The organism is Mycolicibacterium doricum (assembly GCF_010728155.1).
In the GTDB taxonomy this organism is placed as follows: domain Bacteria; phylum Actinomycetota; class Actinomycetes; order Mycobacteriales; family Mycobacteriaceae; genus Mycobacterium; species Mycobacterium doricum.
Genome location: NZ_AP022605.1, coordinates 675,633 through 693,326 on the forward strand (window position 1 = coordinate 675,633; position 17,694 = coordinate 693,326).

The window sequence follows — 17,694 nt, forward strand, 5'->3', positions numbered from 1 at the left end:
GGATCAGGCGTGACCGCGCAGCGGTCACTCCGCCGGTTTGACCGTGATGTGCTTCTCAGGGCTGGCGGGCTCCTTGAGCGGCACTGACACGGTGAGGATGCCCTTGTCGTAGCCGGCCGAGATGCCGTCCTCGTTGGCACCTGCCGGCAGGGTCACCGAACGGGTGAAGGACCCGTAGGAGAACTCCGAGCGGCCATTGGACTCCTTCTTCTCGCTGCGCTCAGCCTTGATGGTGAGCACGCCCTCGTGCACCACCACGTCGACGTCCTTCTCCGGATCCACCCCGGGGATCTCGGCCTTCAGTTCGTACTTGTCATCCTTGATGTCTTCTTCAACCTTGATGGGGTGCCCGCCGAACACCGTGCGCCGATTCCCCCACGCCGGAAAGCCGGAGAAGAAGTCGTTGATGTCAGGCCAGGACGGGCGGTGATGTTGTTGCACATCGACATTGCTCATGAGCGCTCCCTAGGAGTTCGGTAACTGCGACATCCATATCCGACCACCACCGGAGCGGCGCCCGATAGGGACTGAAGTCCTCCCGATGGGGGCCGTTCGTCCGGCGACGTGCACCGCATCGCCTGCTTACGGTGAGATCACCGAGGCCGGTCGGGCGGTGAAACCATGGAAGCGGGCAGGGTGGCGACGGTTCCAGAAGCGGATATGCAAGCGCGATCTGCCGGAGGCTCACTACCGCCGAGGCCGCGCGCCGACTGGCTGCGGAAGGACCCAACCGACTGCCGATGCGGCGGGCGGCGCCGTGGTGGCGGCGCCTGGCGGCGCAACTCGTGCATTTCTTCGCGTTGGTGTTCGGGTCGGCCAGCGGGCTGGCGTTCGTGGCGGGGCTCCCGCAGCTGGGTGTCGCGATCCTGATCGTGGTGGTACCCAACGGACTTTTCGCCTTCGCGCAAGAGGAGCGGGCACAGCACACCGCAACAGCTGACAGCCCCTTGTGACCGCGTCGGGCGCGGCGTTCACCGCAATCGTGCTCGCTCAGGTGGCGAACGCGTTCGCGTGCCGCAGCGCCACCCGACCGGCGTGGGCTGTGTCGATGCGGACGAACCGGCTGCTGGTGGCGGCGATCGCCGTCGAGTTGGCCGTCCTGGTGATCCTGCTCTACGTTCCCCCGGTCGCACGTCTGCTCGGGCAGGCCGGTCCGTCGGTCACCGGCTTCACCGTCGCGCTCTGCGCCATGCCCGCGGTCGTCGTCGTGGATGCGGCGTACAAACGGCTACGGCGGCAACGGCAAGGGACTACCGGCCCTAGTCGCGCTTGGTGCGACCGGGCAGGCTGGAACGCATGAGGAACGCATGAGGAGCGATGTGGTGAAGGTGGGCGCAGTTGCCGCCCTGCTGTATGCGGCGAGGCGCTACTTCCGTGACTGGGGCACCACCAAAGCGGAGTCCGCCAGCCACCTGCCCGGTGATGGATTGGTCCACCCACCGGTGCTCCAAGCCACCGAGGCGGTTTCGATCGAGGCGCCCGCCGAGTCGACGTGGCCGTGGCTGGTGCAGATGGGTCAGGACCGGGGCGGTCTCTACAGCTACGAGCGCCTGGAGAACACCCTGGGCCTGCGGTACCGCAACGCCGATCAGGTCCACGACGAGTGGCAGCACCTCGCGGTGGGGGACCCGGTGAGGCTGGCGCCGAAGGGATGGCTCTGGTTGGAGGACGGTATCGAGATGCGGGTCGCCGAACTCGTGGAGGGAAAGACCGTCGTGCTGTTCGCCGAACCGCCGGGAGTGCCCTGGACCATGGTCTGGTCGTTCCATCTGATGCCCCGCGGGGTGGACCGCTGCCGGTTGCTGATCAGATCCCGGCTCGGATTGCGGCACCCCGGCGAGGTCATGCTCGCCGAACTGTTCGGGCCGGCGAGGGCAATGCTCACCCGCGGCATGCTGCTCGGCATCAAGCGCCGCGCGGAGAGCCACCGCCAGGCGGGGGCGGCCGCGGCCCCGGCGAGTGCAGAGGTGCACCGCGTCGGTTAGCGCACCATCCCGGCGCCGAAGACGAACCGTCGTCCGGTGACGCCCAGCGGGCGAATCCGGACATAGTGCTGTTTGACCGTCGAGGTCCACGGAAGCAATTGCGCGCGTTCGGCTTCGGCCAGTTCGTCGGCATCGTGCAGGATCCGGGCCACACCCTTGACCACGACGCTCCAGCCTTCGGCGACGTTGTGGTCATCGGCCTCGAAAAGCACATTGTGGTTGACGGCCGTACTCACCAGCTTGGTCCCTTCTGCGGTGCGGAACAACACCGTGTGCCGCTGCACGACGAAGTTGACCGGGAAGATCTCGGGCTGGCCGTCGACGCTGGTGATGAGCCGGCCGAGAGACACACTGGCTAACAGGTGCCAGCATTCGCTCTGGGGGAGGACGGAGACCGGCTCGGGGGCATCGGGCTTGGTTCGATCCGGCACGTTTGCATCTGACATGGCTACGACGCTATCGCGCTGCGCAGGGACGCCGCTGCCGAAGGTTCCACCTTGCGATGCCAACGTCAGTTGGCCGGGACCACGGTGATGCGGTCGCGGTCACGTCGACCGGCGGACTCGGTGATCGCGTGGGCGGCAGGCCGATCCCCGTTGCGGATCGTGCGGCCGATTCCCAGGCGGCCTGGACAGCGCGGGCAACAGAGCCGAAAGTCCCCATCGCTCGGAGACCGGGGGGACGTTCGACCCGCGGGCTGGTGTCCTCCTGCCCCTATCCCGCGCGGACCGGGTGGACGATATTGGTTACCGGATGGAAGGGGACATCATGAAGGCCAAGGTGGGTGACTGGCTCGTCATCAAGGGAACGACGGTCGATCGGCCCGACCAACGGGGTTTGATCACCGAGGTGCACTCCACGGACGGTTCGCCGCCGTACGTCGTGCGCTGGCTCGACACCGATCACGTGGCGACGGTCTTCCCCGGCCCCGATGCGGTGGTCCTGACCGCCGATGAGCAGCACGCCGCCGGCGAACGCGCCGGCCGCCGATTCGGGGCCGTGCAGTCGGCCATCCTCCGCGGCGACGCGAAGTAGTCGCCCTCCGGCTGGGGGCAGGACGGCTTCCCACACACATCTCGGATTGCGCGTCGGTTCGTGGGTTTCTACCGCGACTGACCCGAGATCGCCGACCGCGGGGGAGTGTGGCGATGCCCGTCGCTTCCGTCCGATGTGCCGGCCGCCTTACCGGCCGACGGCGATCCGTCGCCTCTGTTCAGTCCTCTGCTGGGTCGTCTTCGTCGATCACATGGACCGCCGCCTCCTCCGCGGAGGCCCCACCACCGTCGATACCGACGTCCGTGGCGACCAGGTCGGCCTCGTCGTCCTCGCCGAAACCTTGATCGGGCGCGACGAGCCGGCCCGCACGCGGTCCGCCGACCTCGCCCCGGCGCGGGAAGCCGACTGCCCGCTCCGCCCCCTCGACAACGGCCGCAGAGTCGGGCTCTCCTCCGAAGTCAACTGGTCTTCCTCCTCGATGCTGTACTGGCCGGCTGCGGGTCCGGTCGCGGATCCGGACGGATCGGTGGTCATGTCATCTCCTCGAGACCGTGTGAACGGGCGTTGGAAATCGGCGGGTCAATCCCCGGCGGGCCGGCGACCCAGATGCCGGTCGAACCACGCACTTGCCAACTCGGCCACCTGCACAAGCGTCCCGGGCTCCTCGAAGAGGTGCGTCGCGCCGGGGACGACGGCGAGCTCGCACTCGCCGGGTATGGCGGCCTGCGCCTGCCGGTTGAGGGCCAGGACCTCTGGATCGCGTCCGCCCACGATCAGCAGGGTGGGAGCCTCGACGTGGGCGAGCGCAGTCCCGGCCAGATCGGGTCGACCGCCCCGGGATACCACCGCCGCCACCGCCACCGCGGGATCAGCGGCCGCGGCCAGCGCAGCCCCGGCTCCGGTGCTGGCCCCGAAGTAACCGACCGGGAGTGAGCCGGTCTCCGGCTCTGCGGCCAACCATCTGGTCACATCGACCAGCCGCGAACTGAGCAACCCGATGTCGAAGACATTGGCGCGATCGCGCTCCTCCTCGGGGGTCAGCAGATCGAACAGCAGGGTGGCGAAACCGGCGCCGTTCAACACCTCGGCGACGTACCGGTTCCGGGGGCTGTGTCGGCTGCTTCCGCTGCCATGGGCGAATACGATGACGCCCCGCGGCTGCTCGGGAACGGCGAGGTGACCGGACACCACGGCGGATCGGGTAGCCACGCGGACTTCCTCGTCGCGCATCAGGGATGTGTCGGAGCGCGTCACGAATCCAAGTGTGTCGCCGAGCGGCGATGCTCCGATACTGCCAAAAGGCCTTTCGGCGGACGGCCGAAGGGCCCGGTCCCGGCATAGCTGATGCCGAAGATCACGCCGGGCGGCGCCGACGCGTCCGGTGAAGGTGGAGACCGAGATCGCCCGTCCACCGCGCCGGCGATGCCATCGGCGTAGACCTCCGGCGAGCACCGACTCCACGGCGGCTGCCCCGTCTGGGCGTTGACGCACACCGGGTCTTCGATGGTGCGCCGGCGTTTGCACGGACCCACGGCGACGGCCCCGTTGTACGCCTTGCGACGCGCGCCGAAATGCCGCGCCGACGCACAGGCCTGCTCGGCGGTCGGATCTCCCACGTGAACCAGAACGCGCCTGCACACAGCACCGGTCGGGACACTCGGAACGCGCCATCACGCAGCCTCGTGTCCCCGATGCAGGGCGCCGCGTCAACGGCCACGCCGAGCACGGTTGCCCGCAGCGCGTTCGCCATACAGCCGGGCCCACATCGAGGTCCTCACGGCCTTGGGCGGCCGGCGCCTGAACATACTTCAGAGACACACTCAGCTAAGCTCAGAGCCCGCCCGGCAGAACCCATCCCGATGTTGCACCACAATCGGCTGTTGCACCACAATCGGCTGTTGCACCACAATCCGCGTTACGGTCGGATCACCCAGCAGCGCCGGGAACTTGCGGCGCTGCCAGGCTGGCGCTGACCGACTTCGGTGACGACCTCATCGACCGAACCTCATCGACCGGGATCTGGTCAGCCGTTGCCCACCAGGTCACCCGCGCCACTGTTGACCACCACATCGGCAGGATCAACGACGGCACAACACCCCGTGGGTGGTCATCAGAGAGACGGTTAACACTCAGCCCACGCCGGCAGACCCATATCTCTGTTCCCAGACACACGACCGACCACTCAGCCCGCAACAGCTGGGTAACCGCGGTGTGGTGACTTTTGTCTCTATCGGCGCCGGAGGATTTCGCGAACCATGAAGGCGACTGCACGAGCGGAAAGGACCGCCATGGCCCCAATCGATCGCAACAACCCGACGTCAGGTCACTTCGACGATGTCGCGTGGCAGTTCCTCCGGTCGGAGTTCGCCGGGGCCGTCTACGGTAACTGGCCGGTCGATCGGCGCCTCGGTGCGTTTCTCCTCCGCCACGGCTACCGCCGACTGTATGACGACGGCTCCGTGTACCATACGCTGCTCGACCGCGTCATGGACAACATCGCCCCGGCGGTGCGTTGCGGAGCCCTAAGCCAAAGCTCCGGAGAGCAGTCCAAGCCATGATCATCCGCAAGACCGCGGAGGACTGCCGGATCACCCCGATCTCACCCGACCACGACAAGACACGTGCCACATCCGATTAGGCGCCCGTCCCGAATCCCTGTGCGGGGACGGAGGCCGGCGGCCGCTAACCGGGTGGCGCTGATGGGTGAGGGTGAGGACGTCGATCGTTACGGCGGCACCTATGCCGCGTCGAGGCGACTCCTCGAGGAACCCCGACACCGCACTGTCGGAGCTCTGGTTCGTCGGGGTCAGGATCGGCGCTGCGCTGGGTGGGCTGCGTCCCACCGTCGAAATCGTGACGGTGAACTTCATTCTTCTTGCGCCCACATACCGGGGATCAAGGTGGTGGCCCCGGCGACGGTGGACAACGCATACGGCATGGTGATGACCGCGCTGGCGGACGACGACCCGGTCATCGTGTTCGAGCACGTCGCGCTGGCCAACTCGTCGGCGGATGTGACGACATTGCGCGCCACCGACATCGCCCGCGCGGCGATTCGTCGCTCCGGGACGGACGTCGCCCTCATAACCTACGGCGAGTCGCTGCCGAAGACCCTCGGCGCCGCCGAGCGACGCGCGCTCGCAGGCGTCGACTGCGAATTCGACGCGTCCGTGGCGAGGGTGTGCAGCGCCGAGGTGCCGGTGCCCTATGCCAAGCATCTCGAGCAGGCGGCGCTGCGACAGACCGCTCAGATCGTGACCGCGGCGACGGAACCCTGCGGCGGTCCCGCATGACCGAGTTCCGGGTGCCCGCCCTCGGCTGCGACATGGACGAGGGAATGCTTGACCAGTGGCTGATCAATTCCGGTGACACCGTCACCCGTGGCCAGGTCGTCGCGGTCGTCGAGACGGCCAAGTCCGCCGTCGAAGTCAAGTGCCGGCAGGAGGGAACCGTCGACGCGCTCCTCGTGTCGGAGGGCCAGAGCGTGCGGGTCGGGACCCCGTTGGCCACGCTGCTCGCGCCGGGTGAGACGCCCCAGACGACAGCATCCGCGGCCCCGCGCACGGAACATGAACCGTCCGTGGCCGTCGAGCCGCCAGAAGGCGCCGGCAGGCCGGCTCCGGCCGCGGGTCCAGCCATCGTCACCCGGCCGCATCGGCGATGGGTGGTCTCCCCGGCAGCCCGGCGGCTGGCGGCGTCGTTGAACATCGACGCCGAGGCACTCGCCGGCACCGGCCCGCAGGGCGCCGTGACGATCCACGACGTGAAACGGGCCGCGGCCGCGACGAAGCAGCCGGGTGACGGGTCGACCGCACGGGACCGGGCCGCGGCGATGCGCGCGTCGATAGCCGCTGCGATGAGCCGGTCCAAGCGCGAGATACCGCACTACTACCTGGCCGACGAAGTCCTGCTGGACCCGGCGTTGGCGTGGCTGGCTGAGCGCAACGCCGCACGGCCCATCACCGAACGTGTGCTGCCGGCGGTCCTGCAGATCAAGGCCGTCGGCGCCGTAGCCCACCGCTTTCCGGAATTCAACGGCTTCTGGCGGGACGACGCGTTCGTCGGGGCCGACGGCGTGCACGTCGGTGTCGCCATCTCACTGCGCGGCGGGGGACTGGTTGCGCCTGCGATCCACGACGTCCCCGACAAGAGTATCGACGAACTCATGATGGCCCTGACCGATCTGGTGGCACGCGCTCGGGCCGGTTCGCTGCGCAGTTCGGAGATGTCGGACCCGTCCATCACGGTCACCAATCTGGGCGACCAGGGGGTCGACACGGTGCACGGAGTCATCTATCCGCCACAAGTCGCCCTGGTCGGGTTCGGCAAGCCGGCCCAGCGCGTGTGTGCCGTCGACGGTGGTGTCCGCATCGCGACCGCGATGACCACCACCCTGGCGGCCGATCACCGAGCCAGCGACGGCCACCGCGGTGCGTCGTTCCTCGCCGCGATCAACGAAATGCTCGAGCAGCCTGACGGCTTGGAGAAGTGGCGGACGTCATGAGCCCCGAGCGACGAATCCGCGACGATGTCGTGGCGGTGTCGACCAGGATCGCACCGGAGGTGAGGACGACGAGCTGCAGGACGATGGGCCGCTGCGCGGGCGGGCGTGGACGACCGTGAGCGACCGGATCCTCGGACTCCGATGGCGGTGACCAAATGCCCTGTTCGGCGGCGAGGGATTCGAGTATCACAATGTCTTGTGAACAAAAAGGCTCTTGTGAACAAAAAGGCCTCATCAGCACCTGATCTCGATGTCAACGTCACGACCAGCGGCGACTTGGCGGGTGCCGTCGAATACGCCAGGGCCAAGATCGGCCGGCTGGGCCGCGTCGCCGACCGCCCCGTGCTCGCCGCCCGGGTCAGACTCACCAAGCATGCGGACCCGGCGGTGGAACGGCCCGTCATCGCACAGGCGAACCTCGACCTGGAAGGTCGGCTGGTACGGGCACAGGTCGAGGGCGCCACGGCTCATGAGGCGATCGATCGGCTCGACGCTCGACTTCGGCGGCGGCTCGAGCGGCTCGCCGGACACCGGGAGGCGCGGCGGCGTGGAGCACCTACCGGTGAGCCACCTGAGTGGCGCCACCGATCCGAACCGCAGCACCGTCCCGGACACTTCCCCCGGCCAGCCCAGGACCGCCAGGTGGTGCGCCGCAAGTCGTTCACGCCGGCGGCATGCACAGTCGACGAGGCGGCGCAGGAGCTGGAACTGCTCGACTACGAGTTCCATCTGTTCACCGAGAAGGCCACCGGATACGCCGCGGTGCTGTACCGAGGCGGGGACACCGGATACCGGCTGGCGCTCGTGGCGCCGACCCCTCGAGAGCAGTTGGCGCCGTTCGAGTCACCGGTGACCATCAGTGAGCAGCCGGCGGCCTGCCTGACGACGGCGCAGGCCGTGGAACGTCTGAACCTGTCCGGACTGCCGTTCCTGTTCTTCATCGACGCCGCCGAGGGACGTGCCTGCGTGCTGTATCACCGCTACGACGGCCACTACGGACTGATAACGCCCGCGGGGTAGAGCGGTGACTTCCCGGATGATGCATGCCTGGCGGATCCGCGTCCCAGGGCCGATCGGCACGCGTCCGCTGGAGTGGATCACCACCGAAGTGCCCGAACCCGGCCCCGGTGAGCTCCTGATCGCCGTACGGGCATGCGGGGTGTGCCGCACCGACCTGCACGTCGCGGAGGGGGATCTGCCCGTCCACCGTCAACACGTGACGCCGGGGCACGAGGTCGTGGGGGAGGTGGTCACCGTCGGTCCGGAAACGGATTCCGAGTTCGCGGTGGGCGACCGAGTCGGCGTGGCGTGGCTCAGGCACACTTGTGGGCAGTGCCGCTACTGTCGCCGCGGGCAGGAGAACCTGTGCCCGCACTCGCGCTACACGGGGTGGGATGCCGACGGTGGATATGCCGAATTCACCACGGCGCCGGCGGCTTTCGTTCACCGGCTGCCAGCCGGATACACCGACACCGAGCTGGCGCCGCTGTTGTGCGCCGGCATCATCGGATACCGGTCGTTACTGCGTGCGGATCTGCCGCCGGGCGGCCGGCTAGGCATCTACGGCTTCGGCGGCAGTGCCCACATCACCGCGCAGGTGGCGCTCGCGCAGGGCGCCGAAGTCCACGTCATGACCCGGGGGGAGCACGCGCGGGAGCTGGCACGGGCGCTGGGCGCTGCATCGGTGCAGGGCGCCGCCGACCCGCCGCCGGTCGAACTCGACGCCGCAATCCTGTTCGCTCCCGTCGGCGATCTGGTGTTGCCCGCGCTGGAGGGGCTCGACCGCGGTGGAACGCTGGCCATCGCGGGCATTCATCTGAGCAACATCCCTGCACTGGATTATCAACGCCACCTGTTCCAGGAGCGCCAGGTGCGGTCGGTGACGGCGAACACCCGCGCCGACGCACGGGCATTCCTCGAGTTCGCCGGCCGCCATCACATCGAGGTGACGAGCCCGGAATACCCGCTGAACCGAGCCGACGATGCGCTCGACGCGCTGAGCGCGGGCCGCATCGCCGGCGCCGCGGTTCTGCTCGTCTGAACGCGCGCCGCACAGGACTACCGGCATCCCACCCCGGGACCAACGGCCCTGGTGTGCCCAGCGCGGAAATCTTAACGTCGGAGACGAGCCGACAGAACAGCCGCCGACAGACAGAACAGCCGCCGACAGGGAGAAACGTCATGGAGTGGCCGACCGCAGCCGTACCGATCGCCGTCGTGATCGCCGGGACGGCGATTGTGAGCACCCACATCGCCTCACGACACTCGAAGTGAGCGGCCAGCACATGCCCGGTTCGACACGCCGCAACGGGATCGTGGTCGGTGTCGACGGCTCACCGGAGTCCGAGGTCGCCGTACGGTGGGCCGCAAGGAAGGCGCAGACATCCGGCAGACCGGTGACTCTCGTCAACGTCGTCACGCCGATGGCCGTCAGCTGGCCGACCATCATGCTGCAGGACCAGATCTCCGCGTACGAAAGGGATTACGCCGAGGACGTGCTGGGCCGTGCGCGCAAGGCGCTGCTGGCCGAGTTCGGTCCCGGACCCACCCCGGAGGTGCGCAGCAAGGTGCTGTTCGCGGGGGCGGTGGAAGCACTCGTCGATGCGTCGAAGGACGCGCAGATGGTCGTCGTCGGGGCCCGCGGGCTCGGCGCAGTCCGCCGTGTCCTGCTCGGTTCGGTCAGCGCCGGGCTGATCCACCATGCGCATTGCCCGGTCGCGGTGGTCCGCAGCCGGGGCGGCCGGTTGCCGGCTGCCGATGCGCCGGTGATCGTCGGCATCGACGGGTCACCGACCTCCGAGGCGGCCACCGCACTGGCCTTCGACGAAGCAGCCCAGCGCGGCGCCGAACTCGTGGCCGTGCACGTCTGGATCGATGTGGTTGCGCTGCCCGGTGCAGGAATGGACTGGCACGAGTCCAGGGACCAGGCCGAGGAGACCCTGGCCGAGCGCCTCGCCGGCTGGCAGGAACGCTATCCCGAGGTTCGGGTACGACGGGTCGTCGAGTACGACAGTCCCGCGCGGCGGCTCGTCGAGCACTCCGCGGACGCCCAACTCGTGGTGGTGGGCAGCCATGGCCGCGGCGGATTCGCCGGCATGCTGCTCGGATCGGTGAGCTCAGCTGTCGTGCAGGCGGTCGACGTCCCGGTGATCGTGGTCCGGTCGCAATGACCCTGAACCCTCCGGCTGCCGAGGGGTCGCCAGCGTGCCCCGAGGATCACCGCACCACGACCGGGTTCTGCCCGGTGTGTGGCGCGGCCCTTGACGTGCGGGCCGATGTGTCGCCCCAACCGGCAGGGCGTCGTCGGCGGTATCACTCGGTCGGCCGTCCGGGCGTGGTGTTGGCCACAATCGTGGCGGTCGCCGTCGCCGTGGCGGTGCTGATCTTCGCCGTCGACGCCACGCGGACGCGTGACGTGGTCATGCCGTCTGAGCAGGCAGCTGTCCGCCAGTGGTGGGTGACCGCGCAGCCGGCGGTCACGGATCTGCAGGATGCGCTCTACGACTCCGAGAGTTCGCTTCGCCGGATGAACGCGTCGGCACTCGCGTCGGCATGTCAGCGGATGCACGACGGTGCGGCGGTGGGCATTCCTGCTCAACTACCCTCTCCTGACCCCGACCTGAGCGCGAAGCTGAGCGCCGCGACGGAGGACGCCCACTCGGCGGCCCACATGTGTCTGGCGGTGGTCGCCGAGTCGCCGCACAACTACCAAGGTGAGTTCACCGCCAACCTGGACCAGGCCGAGAAGCAGATGAGGGCTGCGATGGCGCTCGTCAACCGCATCCTGACCGCGCAGACGCCCCTCGGAGAGGCGACCGGGCAAGCAGGTGACCCAATTCTTGGCGCGCAAGCCTCGAACTTCAGCCCGGGGTGAGCCGATCCCGAACGTCGGCTGGCGTAGCCCGGCGCTCAGAGACGGCGACCAGAGATGTCCGCGCATCCGGGCGCGGACACACAGGGTTCACCGGCGACGCGGCGCAGTCGTTTCGCCCTCGTCAGTGGGCAAGTCATGGGACGCTATCCGCTGGCCTAATATAGGGGCCGATCGGCATATAAGGGCCGATCGGCCCCTTACCGCACCACCACCCCCCAGAGAGAACCGTCAGGGCACAAAGACTCTTGTTGCACCGACTCTTGTTGCACCGACTCTTGTTGCACCGACTCTTGTTGCACCCGCAGTAGCACGCACAGACTCGGGACGACGGATCGAGTGAGGGCTGAGCCAGCACGATGAACGACTATTGGTCGAACGTGGCCCTGGTGGCGGCGCTGGTCCTGGTCAACGGGCTGTTGTCCGGTAGCGAAGCGGCGTTCATCTCGCTGCGAGAGGGCCAGTTGCGCGAACTCGAGCATCGCGGCGGCCGACGGGACCACACCGTCGTTCGGCTGGCGCGGGAACCGAACCGCTACCTGGCCACAATTCAGCTCGGCATCACCCTGGCCGGGTTCTTCGCCTCGGCCGCTGCAGCGGTGACCCTGGCGGAGCCGCTGGCACCACTGCTGAGCTTTCTGGGTGCCGGCGCCCGGACGCCGGTGAGCATCGCTGTGGTGACGGTGGCGGTGGCGGGCGTGACGCTGGTATTCGGCGAGCTCGCGCCCAAACGGCTGGCGATGCAGAACGCCCGTCGTTGGGCTCTTGCCGTGGCCTCTCCTTTGAGTGCCCTGTCGGCCGTCGCCGCACCGATCGCGTGGCTTCTGGGCAAGGCCACCGACCTCGTCGTGCAGAGCCTCGGGGGTGATCCCGCCGTCGGGCGGGAAGAACTGACCGTCGAGGAGTTCCGCGAACTGGTCACGGGATTCGGGGGTCTCACCACCGAGCAACGTACGATCATGTCCGGTGCGCTGGAGATCCACGAGCGTTCGCTGCGCGAAGTGGTCGTCCCCCGCACCGCGGTTTTCCGGCTGAACGGCGAACTGCCACTGCCCCGGGCCCGCATGGAACTCGCGGCATCCGGCCACACGAGGGCGCCGGTTGCCCGATCAGGGGAACTGGACGACGCCACCGGGGTGGTGCACCTGCGCGATCTGCTGGGCGACCGCGGCACCGTCGGCTCCGTCGCGCGGCCGGTGCTGAGACTGCCGGACAGTCTGCGAGTCTCCGCCGCGCTGCGCCAACTCCTCGCCGCGCATGAACATCTGGCACTCGTGGTGGGCGAGCGCGGCGGCGTCGACGGCATCGTCACGCTCGAGGACCTGCTAGAGGAGATCGTCGGCGAGATCTATGACGAGGCCGACGAAGACATCCGAACCGCCACGGCATTGCCCGACGGCAGCCATATCCTGCCGGGCGCGTTCCCGATTCACGATCTTTCCGACCTCGGGATCGAGTTCTCCACCTTACCTCCTGGCGACTACACCACGATCGCCGGACTCGTACTTTCCGTACTGGGCCGGATACCGACGATTGCCGGGGACTGCATCGACCTTCCGCCTTACCGCGTCGAGGTGACCGGTATCGGCCGTCACGTGATCACGGAAGTCCATATCCGGCCTTCGGATCCGCACTGATGTCCGGGTCGGCGGAGAGGCCGAAGGACCCTAGGAGCCGAGGGTTCCATGCCTTAGATTCCCCGATGGGTGGTGGAAGTCGAGCAGACAGGTCGGGGACACAGACAGGTCGGGGACACTGTGGGTTTCTTCAAAGTGGTGGCGGTCGACATCGACGGCACCTTGACGTCGAACGGCGCACTGTCGTCAAAAGCCATCGGTTCCATCCGCGACGCCCGCCGCAACGCAACGCAGATCGTGCTGGTGACCGGTCGCATCGGCCGCGAGTTGAGCGCGGATTTCCCGAACCTGGCCAACCACGCCGATGCACTGGTACTCGAGAACGGTGCAGTCGCGGTCGTCGACGGCGAGCCGGTGGCGCTCACACCAGCGGTGGAACCGACCCTCGATGCAGAGCTGAGTGCCCGCGGAATACCGTTCCGTCGCGGCCAAGCGCTGATCGCAACCGATAGTCAGTACGCGCTCAGCGCTGTCGAGGCGATCGGAAAACTCGGGCTGGACTGCCAGATCATCCGAAACCGGGGCGCCCTGATGATTCTGCCCGCGGGGGTCACGAAGGGAACCAGCCTGTGCGGAGTGCTGGCGCGGATGAACCGCTCGCCACACAACACCATCGCGATCGGAGATGCCGAGAACGACGTGTCGATGATGGCGGCCGCCGAACTCGGTGTCGCCGTGGCCAATGCACTCCCATCGGTGAAGGCCCACGCCGACGAGGTGCTCGACGACAACGACGGCGAGGGAGTCGCCCGGATACTGACCGGATCGATACTCACCGGAGCGCGGCGGTGGTGCCCGATGCGACGGTGGATCGACATCGGTGCCTTCGACGACGGTACGCCGGCTCGACTGCCGGGCAGTCAGGGCCGGATCATGGTCACCGGCCCGACCGGCTCGGGTAAGAGTCACATCATCGGGTTGATGGCGGAGCGCTGGATCCTTGCCGGATACGGCGTGCTGATCGTCGACCCGGAAGGTGACCACACGCAATTGGCGACCATGGACCGCACGGGTCTGGTGGACAGCCACCACTACCTGCCGCAACCCTCCGAACTCGTCAGTATGTTCCATCCCAGCGGCAGCGCCGTCGTCGATCTGTCCGCACTGTCCGCCGCCGACAAATACGACTATGTGCACCGCCTGCGCCCGATCGTTGAGGCGCACCGCGAACAACACGGGTTCCCGCACTGGACCATCTACGACGAAGCGCACCTGCTCGGGCCCGGCCAGGAGGTTCGGTGGGTCCGCCGCGGCGGCTACGTGCTGTCCTCGTTCACCCCGGCGGCGCTGCCGGCCGACGAGATCGATGCCAGTGACGTGGTGATCGAGATGGACTACCGAGAGCAGAATCTGTCCGCGCCGCATCCCCTCCCGTACGCCGCAGTCCGGTACGGCGGAGATCCACCGCGCCGCTTCACCGTGGCCGAGCGGGCCACGGGACACATCAGGCACCGGCACAAGTACGCTGATGTCGCGCTGCCCAAAGAGCGGAGTTTCCACTTCCATTCTTTCGACGGGCAATCGATACCGCCCGCGGCGACTATGGAGGAGTTCGGCGCCGCGCTCCGCCGTATCACCCCCGAGGCACTGGAATACCATCTCGAGCGCGGTGATTTCTCGCGGTGGCTGGAACACACCATCGCCGACAGGAAACTGGCCGCGCAGGTGGCCGCCTGGGAGGACGCGATCGCCGCGCACCGGGCGGCGGAGGTCGAACGCGTCCGCCAACAGCTCATCCGTGCCGTGCTTGACCGTTATCTCGGATGACCGCCCGCAAGACGCTCGCCACGCGGCGCTGACCCGCATCCGGAACTCAGGTGGCGGGCCACCAGTTTCCGCAGCTCTTCAGACCACAGCACCAACGACGCCATGGCGATCGCGATCACCCACTGCGTGGTGTTCAGCGGCACCGTCCCGAACGCGTGCTGCAGCAACGGCGTGTGCACCACGGCGATCTGAAGCACCGAACCGAAGGCCACCGCAGCCCACAACCATTTGTTTGCGAACAGGTTCCGAATCGCGCTGGCGGTGCCGGAGCGTGCGTTGAAGGCGTTGAACAACTGCGCGAACACCAGTGTGGTGAACCCGGCCGTGCGTGCGGTGTCCAGCGACTCGGCGCCGGAGAAGAAGCCGCCGGGGCGGAGGATGTCCACGGTCATCAGGGTGACCACGGCCATCACCGCGCCGACGAAGAGAATTCCCAGCCAGGTACCGCGGTCCAGTATTGGATCGCTGACACGCCGTGGTGGTCGAGCCATCACGTCCGAGATCTCGCCGTCGACACCCATCGCCAGCGCAGGTGCGGAATCGGTGATGAGGTTGACCCAGAGGATCTGTGTCGCCAGCAGCGGGACCGCGATCTCCTCTTCGGCTCCGGTGATTCCGAGGAATCCGGCGAACATCATTCCGAAGAACACGGTGAAGACCTCGCCGATGTTCGACGAGAGCAGGTAGCGCAGGAACTTGCGGATGTTGTCGAAGATCACCCGTCCCTGTCGGACCGCGACGACGATCGTGGCGAAGTTGTCATCACCCAGGATCATTTGTGCGGCTTCTTTGGCCACTTGGGTGCCGGTGCCCATGGCCACGCCGATGTCGGCGGCTTTGAGCGCCGGGGCGTCGTTGACGCCGTCCCCGGTGACCGCAACGACTTCACCGTTGTCCCGCAGGGCTTCGACGATCTGCAGCTTGTCCTTCGGAGTCACCCGGGCGTACACGTCGGCGGTGGCCGCGATGCCGCGCAGTCGCTCAGGCGAGACGGCGTCCAATTCTCCCGGTGTGACGGCCTTGGCCCCGGGTTGGGCGATCCCCAACTCCTCGGCGATCCGCACCGCGGTGCCCGGGTGGTCACCGGTCACCATCACCACTCGCATCCCCGCGGTGCGGGCCTCGGCGACGGCAGCCGGTACCTCTTCGCGCGGCGGGTCGATCATGCCCACCACACCCAGATACACCAGGTCGTGTTCGTCGGATTCCGCGGCCGTGTCCCCGTCGAACCGGCGATAGGCCACGGCCAAAGTTCGAAGCGCCTGCGCGGACAACGCCTCGACGTCTTCCGTCGCGGCCCTACGGTCGGCCTCCGTCAGCGCGATGGCATCACTGTCCACCTGCCGGCGGGTGCACCGGCTGAGCAGCACGTCGGGTGCCCCCTTGGTGACAAGCAATCCGACGCCGTCGTCCACGCGCTCGACGACGACGGACATCATCTTGCGCTCGGAGGTGAACGGAAGTTCTGAGCGCCGGACGTATCGGTGAACCTCATCGGCGATCTCGTCGAGTTTGTGGATGGCTATCAGAAAGGCTGCATCGGTTGGGTCACCGTGGATTTCCCAATCACCGTCGGTGGGGTGTACCTGTGCGTCGTTGGCCAGGGCTCCGCCGCCGAGCACGAGCATCGCCTCGTGCCGCAGGGCCGGGCCGGGCCCACTCCGCCCCGCGGTGAGCGCCTCTCCACCGGGACGGTAGCCGGTGCCGGTGAGCTCCAGCTCCCCCGATGAGGTGCGCACGTGCCTGATCGTCATCTCATTCCTGGTCAGGGTGCCGGTCTTGTCCGACGCGATGACACTCGCGGTGCCCAGCGTCTCGACGGAGTGCAGGTCCTTGACGATCGCGCGGGCCTTTGCCATGCGCTCGACCCCCAGTGCGAGAACGACCGTGACGATGGCCGGCAGTCCTTCCGGGACGGCGGCGACCGCGAGCGAAACCCCGAGCAACAGCACGGTCACCATGCCGGAGAAGGTTGACACGTCGTTGGCCAGGGCGGTCGCCGCCATGACAACGACCGCGATGCCGACGACCGCGATCCCCAGCATCTTTCCCACCCGGGCGATCTCGCGTTGCAGTGGCGTCGGCTGATCCTCGGCGTCCTCGAGCATCTGGGCGATGGCGCCCATCTCGGTATCCATGCCGGTGCTGGTGACCACGGCACGGCCGACGCCCTGAACCACCGCGGTACCCCGGTACACCATGTCGGTGCGGTCACCGATGACGACCGTACCGGCCAACGCTGCGGGGTCCTTGGTCACCGGCTCGCTCTCGCCGGTTAGTTCCGCCTCGGTGACGCGCAGGCCGCTGGCCTCGAGCAGACGGCCGTCGGCGCCAACGGCTTCCCCCTCGGACAGCACCAGGATGTCGCCGCGTACCAGCTCACCTGAAGGCACGGTGTGCAACTCACCGTCCCTGAGCACGGTGGCTCGCACCGCGGTCACGCTCTGCAGTGCCGCCACCGCCCGCTCGGCCCGGTGCTCCTGGATGAACCCGATGGCCGCGTTGAGAAGTACCACCAGTGCGATGACGACGGCATCGATCGGGACACCGCGTGCACCTTCGGCGACCCACGCCGCCAGCGATACGACGACCGCCGCGAGGAGCAGATAGATCAGCGGATCCCGGAAATTGTCCAACACTGTCCGCCACAGGGGCGCGGGCGGTTTCGGCCTCAGCTCGTTCGGCCCGTCGACCGCCAGTCGCCGCGCGGCCTCCGCTGCGCTCAACCCGACCGCCGGGTCGACGTCGAGCTCGTGGGCAACATCTGTCCCGGTGCGAACGGAGACATCGGCAGCTTCACCGACCGGGGTGCTGGTTCCCCCGGCCGAGGTCCGACCGCCAGAAGCGGACACGTCAGCGGCCGCCCTGGTCGTCGATGGAACGGCCCGGCGCCGCGCAGGTGTGCGGTCGGCCGGCGTCATGACGGCTGTGGGT

General features: G+C 67.9%; 16 protein-coding genes and 4 pseudogenes. 13 read left to right on the top strand and 7 right to left on the bottom strand.

The genetic code is table 11. The features are described 5' to 3' along the window. Positions 1-24: 24 nt before the first annotated feature. Positions 25-456, bottom strand: coding sequence for an Hsp20/alpha crystallin family protein (locus tag G6N07_RS03425; protein ID WP_085192373.1), 432 nt, complete (start codon positions 454-456; stop codon positions 25-27). 215 nt (positions 457-671) lie between these two features. On the opposite strand from G6N07_RS03425, the gene G6N07_RS03430 reads away from it, so the two are divergent. From G6N07_RS03430 to G6N07_RS03440, 3 genes are read left to right on the top strand one after another with little or no spacing between them, the layout of a single operon-like run. After that, a complete protein-coding gene (locus G6N07_RS03430; RefSeq protein WP_085192372.1) occupies positions 672-953 on the top strand; it encodes a cation-transporting P-type ATPase in 282 nt (93 codons plus the stop codon). Further along, entirely contained in the window at positions 950-1,300 is a 351-nt protein-coding gene (locus G6N07_RS03435) for a cation transporting ATPase C-terminal domain-containing protein (RefSeq protein WP_085192371.1), read from the top strand. The genes G6N07_RS03430 and G6N07_RS03435 overlap by 4 nt, the downstream gene beginning before the upstream one ends. Positions 1,301-1,307: 7 nt before the next feature. Beyond that, positions 1,308-1,985, top strand: coding sequence for a hypothetical protein (locus G6N07_RS03440; protein ID WP_085192370.1), 678 nt, complete (start codon positions 1,308-1,310; stop codon positions 1,983-1,985). Here G6N07_RS03440 and G6N07_RS03445 read toward each other — a convergent pair. Continuing rightward, positions 1,982-2,431: a pyridoxamine 5'-phosphate oxidase family protein gene (locus tag G6N07_RS03445; RefSeq protein ID WP_085192369.1), complete on the bottom strand. Its 450-nt coding sequence runs from the start codon at positions 2,429-2,431 to the stop codon at positions 1,982-1,984. The genes G6N07_RS03440 and G6N07_RS03445 overlap by 4 nt on opposite strands. 322 nt (positions 2,432-2,753) lie before the next feature. Between G6N07_RS03445 and G6N07_RS03450 the strand changes: the two genes are divergently transcribed. Continuing rightward, positions 2,754-3,020: a DUF1918 domain-containing protein gene (locus G6N07_RS03450; protein ID WP_085192460.1), complete on the top strand. Its 267-nt coding sequence runs from the start codon at positions 2,754-2,756 to the stop codon at positions 3,018-3,020. A gap of 178 nt (positions 3,021-3,198) precedes the next feature. Here G6N07_RS03450 and G6N07_RS19940 read toward each other — a convergent pair whose 3' ends face one another. The 4 genes and pseudogenes from G6N07_RS19940 to G6N07_RS20105 all read right to left on the bottom strand — a co-directional run. After that, positions 3,199-3,495 (bottom strand): DUF5709 domain-containing protein, encoded by a 297-nt coding sequence (locus tag G6N07_RS19940; protein ID WP_220096646.1) that lies wholly within the window; start codon positions 3,493-3,495, stop codon positions 3,199-3,201. A 65-nt stretch (positions 3,496-3,560) separates the two neighbouring features. Continuing rightward, positions 3,561-4,211 (bottom strand): annotated as a pseudogene (locus G6N07_RS03460) (dienelactone hydrolase family protein); the annotation flags it as partial. Between the two features lie 176 nt (positions 4,212-4,387). Next, a pseudogene (locus G6N07_RS20100) lies at positions 4,388-4,655 on the bottom strand (helix-turn-helix domain-containing protein); the annotation flags it as partial. A 32-nt stretch (positions 4,656-4,687) separates the two neighbouring features. Further along, a pseudogene (locus G6N07_RS20105) lies at positions 4,688-5,036 on the bottom strand (hypothetical protein); the annotation flags it as partial. Between the two features lie 233 nt (positions 5,037-5,269). On the opposite strand from G6N07_RS20105, the gene G6N07_RS03470 reads away from it, so the two are divergent. The 9 genes and pseudogenes from G6N07_RS03470 to G6N07_RS03510 all read left to right on the top strand — a co-directional run bounded on the left by G6N07_RS03470 (position 5,270) and on the right by G6N07_RS03510 (position 14,760). Then, on the top strand, positions 5,270-5,539 hold the full coding sequence (locus G6N07_RS03470) for a hypothetical protein (protein WP_085192367.1): 270 nt from the start codon (positions 5,270-5,272) through the stop codon (positions 5,537-5,539). A gap of 75 nt (positions 5,540-5,614) precedes the next feature. Continuing rightward, a pseudogene (locus G6N07_RS03475) lies at positions 5,615-6,274 on the top strand (hypothetical protein). After that, a complete protein-coding gene (locus G6N07_RS03480; RefSeq protein ID WP_085192366.1) occupies positions 6,271-7,485 on the top strand; it encodes a dihydrolipoamide acetyltransferase family protein in 1,215 nt (404 codons plus the stop codon). The pseudogene G6N07_RS03475 and the gene G6N07_RS03480 overlap by 4 nt, the downstream one beginning before the upstream one ends. A 216-nt stretch (positions 7,486-7,701) precedes the next feature. Continuing rightward, positions 7,702-8,505, top strand: coding sequence for an HPF/RaiA family ribosome-associated protein (locus G6N07_RS03485; protein ID WP_235849915.1), 804 nt, complete (start codon positions 7,702-7,704; stop codon positions 8,503-8,505). A 19-nt stretch (positions 8,506-8,524) separates the two neighbouring features. Next, a complete protein-coding gene (locus G6N07_RS03490; RefSeq protein WP_179960019.1) occupies positions 8,525-9,526 on the top strand; it encodes a zinc-binding alcohol dehydrogenase family protein in 1,002 nt (333 codons plus the stop codon). A gap of 244 nt (positions 9,527-9,770) precedes the next feature. Continuing rightward, positions 9,771-10,655 (top strand): universal stress protein, encoded by an 885-nt coding sequence (locus tag G6N07_RS03495; RefSeq protein WP_085192458.1) that lies wholly within the window; start codon positions 9,771-9,773, stop codon positions 10,653-10,655. Positions 10,656-10,819: 164 nt separating this feature from the next. Continuing rightward, the gene (locus tag G6N07_RS03500) at positions 10,820-11,359 is read left to right on the top strand and encodes a hypothetical protein (RefSeq protein ID WP_235849914.1); all 540 of its coding nucleotides are present in this window, start codon (positions 10,820-10,822) and stop codon (positions 11,357-11,359) included. A 356-nt stretch (positions 11,360-11,715) separates the two neighbouring features. After that, positions 11,716-12,993, top strand: coding sequence for a hemolysin family protein (locus G6N07_RS03505; protein ID WP_085192362.1), 1,278 nt, complete (start codon positions 11,716-11,718; stop codon positions 12,991-12,993). 120 nt (positions 12,994-13,113) lie between these two features. Beyond that, on the top strand, positions 13,114-14,760 hold the full coding sequence (locus G6N07_RS03510) for an HAD hydrolase family protein (RefSeq protein WP_085192361.1): 1,647 nt from the start codon (positions 13,114-13,116) through the stop codon (positions 14,758-14,760). On the opposite strand, the gene G6N07_RS03515 is transcribed toward G6N07_RS03510, so the two are convergent. Continuing rightward, on the bottom strand, positions 14,748-17,612 hold the full coding sequence (locus G6N07_RS03515) for a cation-translocating P-type ATPase (RefSeq protein ID WP_235849913.1): 2,865 nt from the start codon (positions 17,610-17,612) through the stop codon (positions 14,748-14,750). The two genes, G6N07_RS03510 and G6N07_RS03515, sit on opposite strands and share 13 nt — an antisense overlap. Positions 17,613-17,694 lie beyond the last annotated feature (82 nt).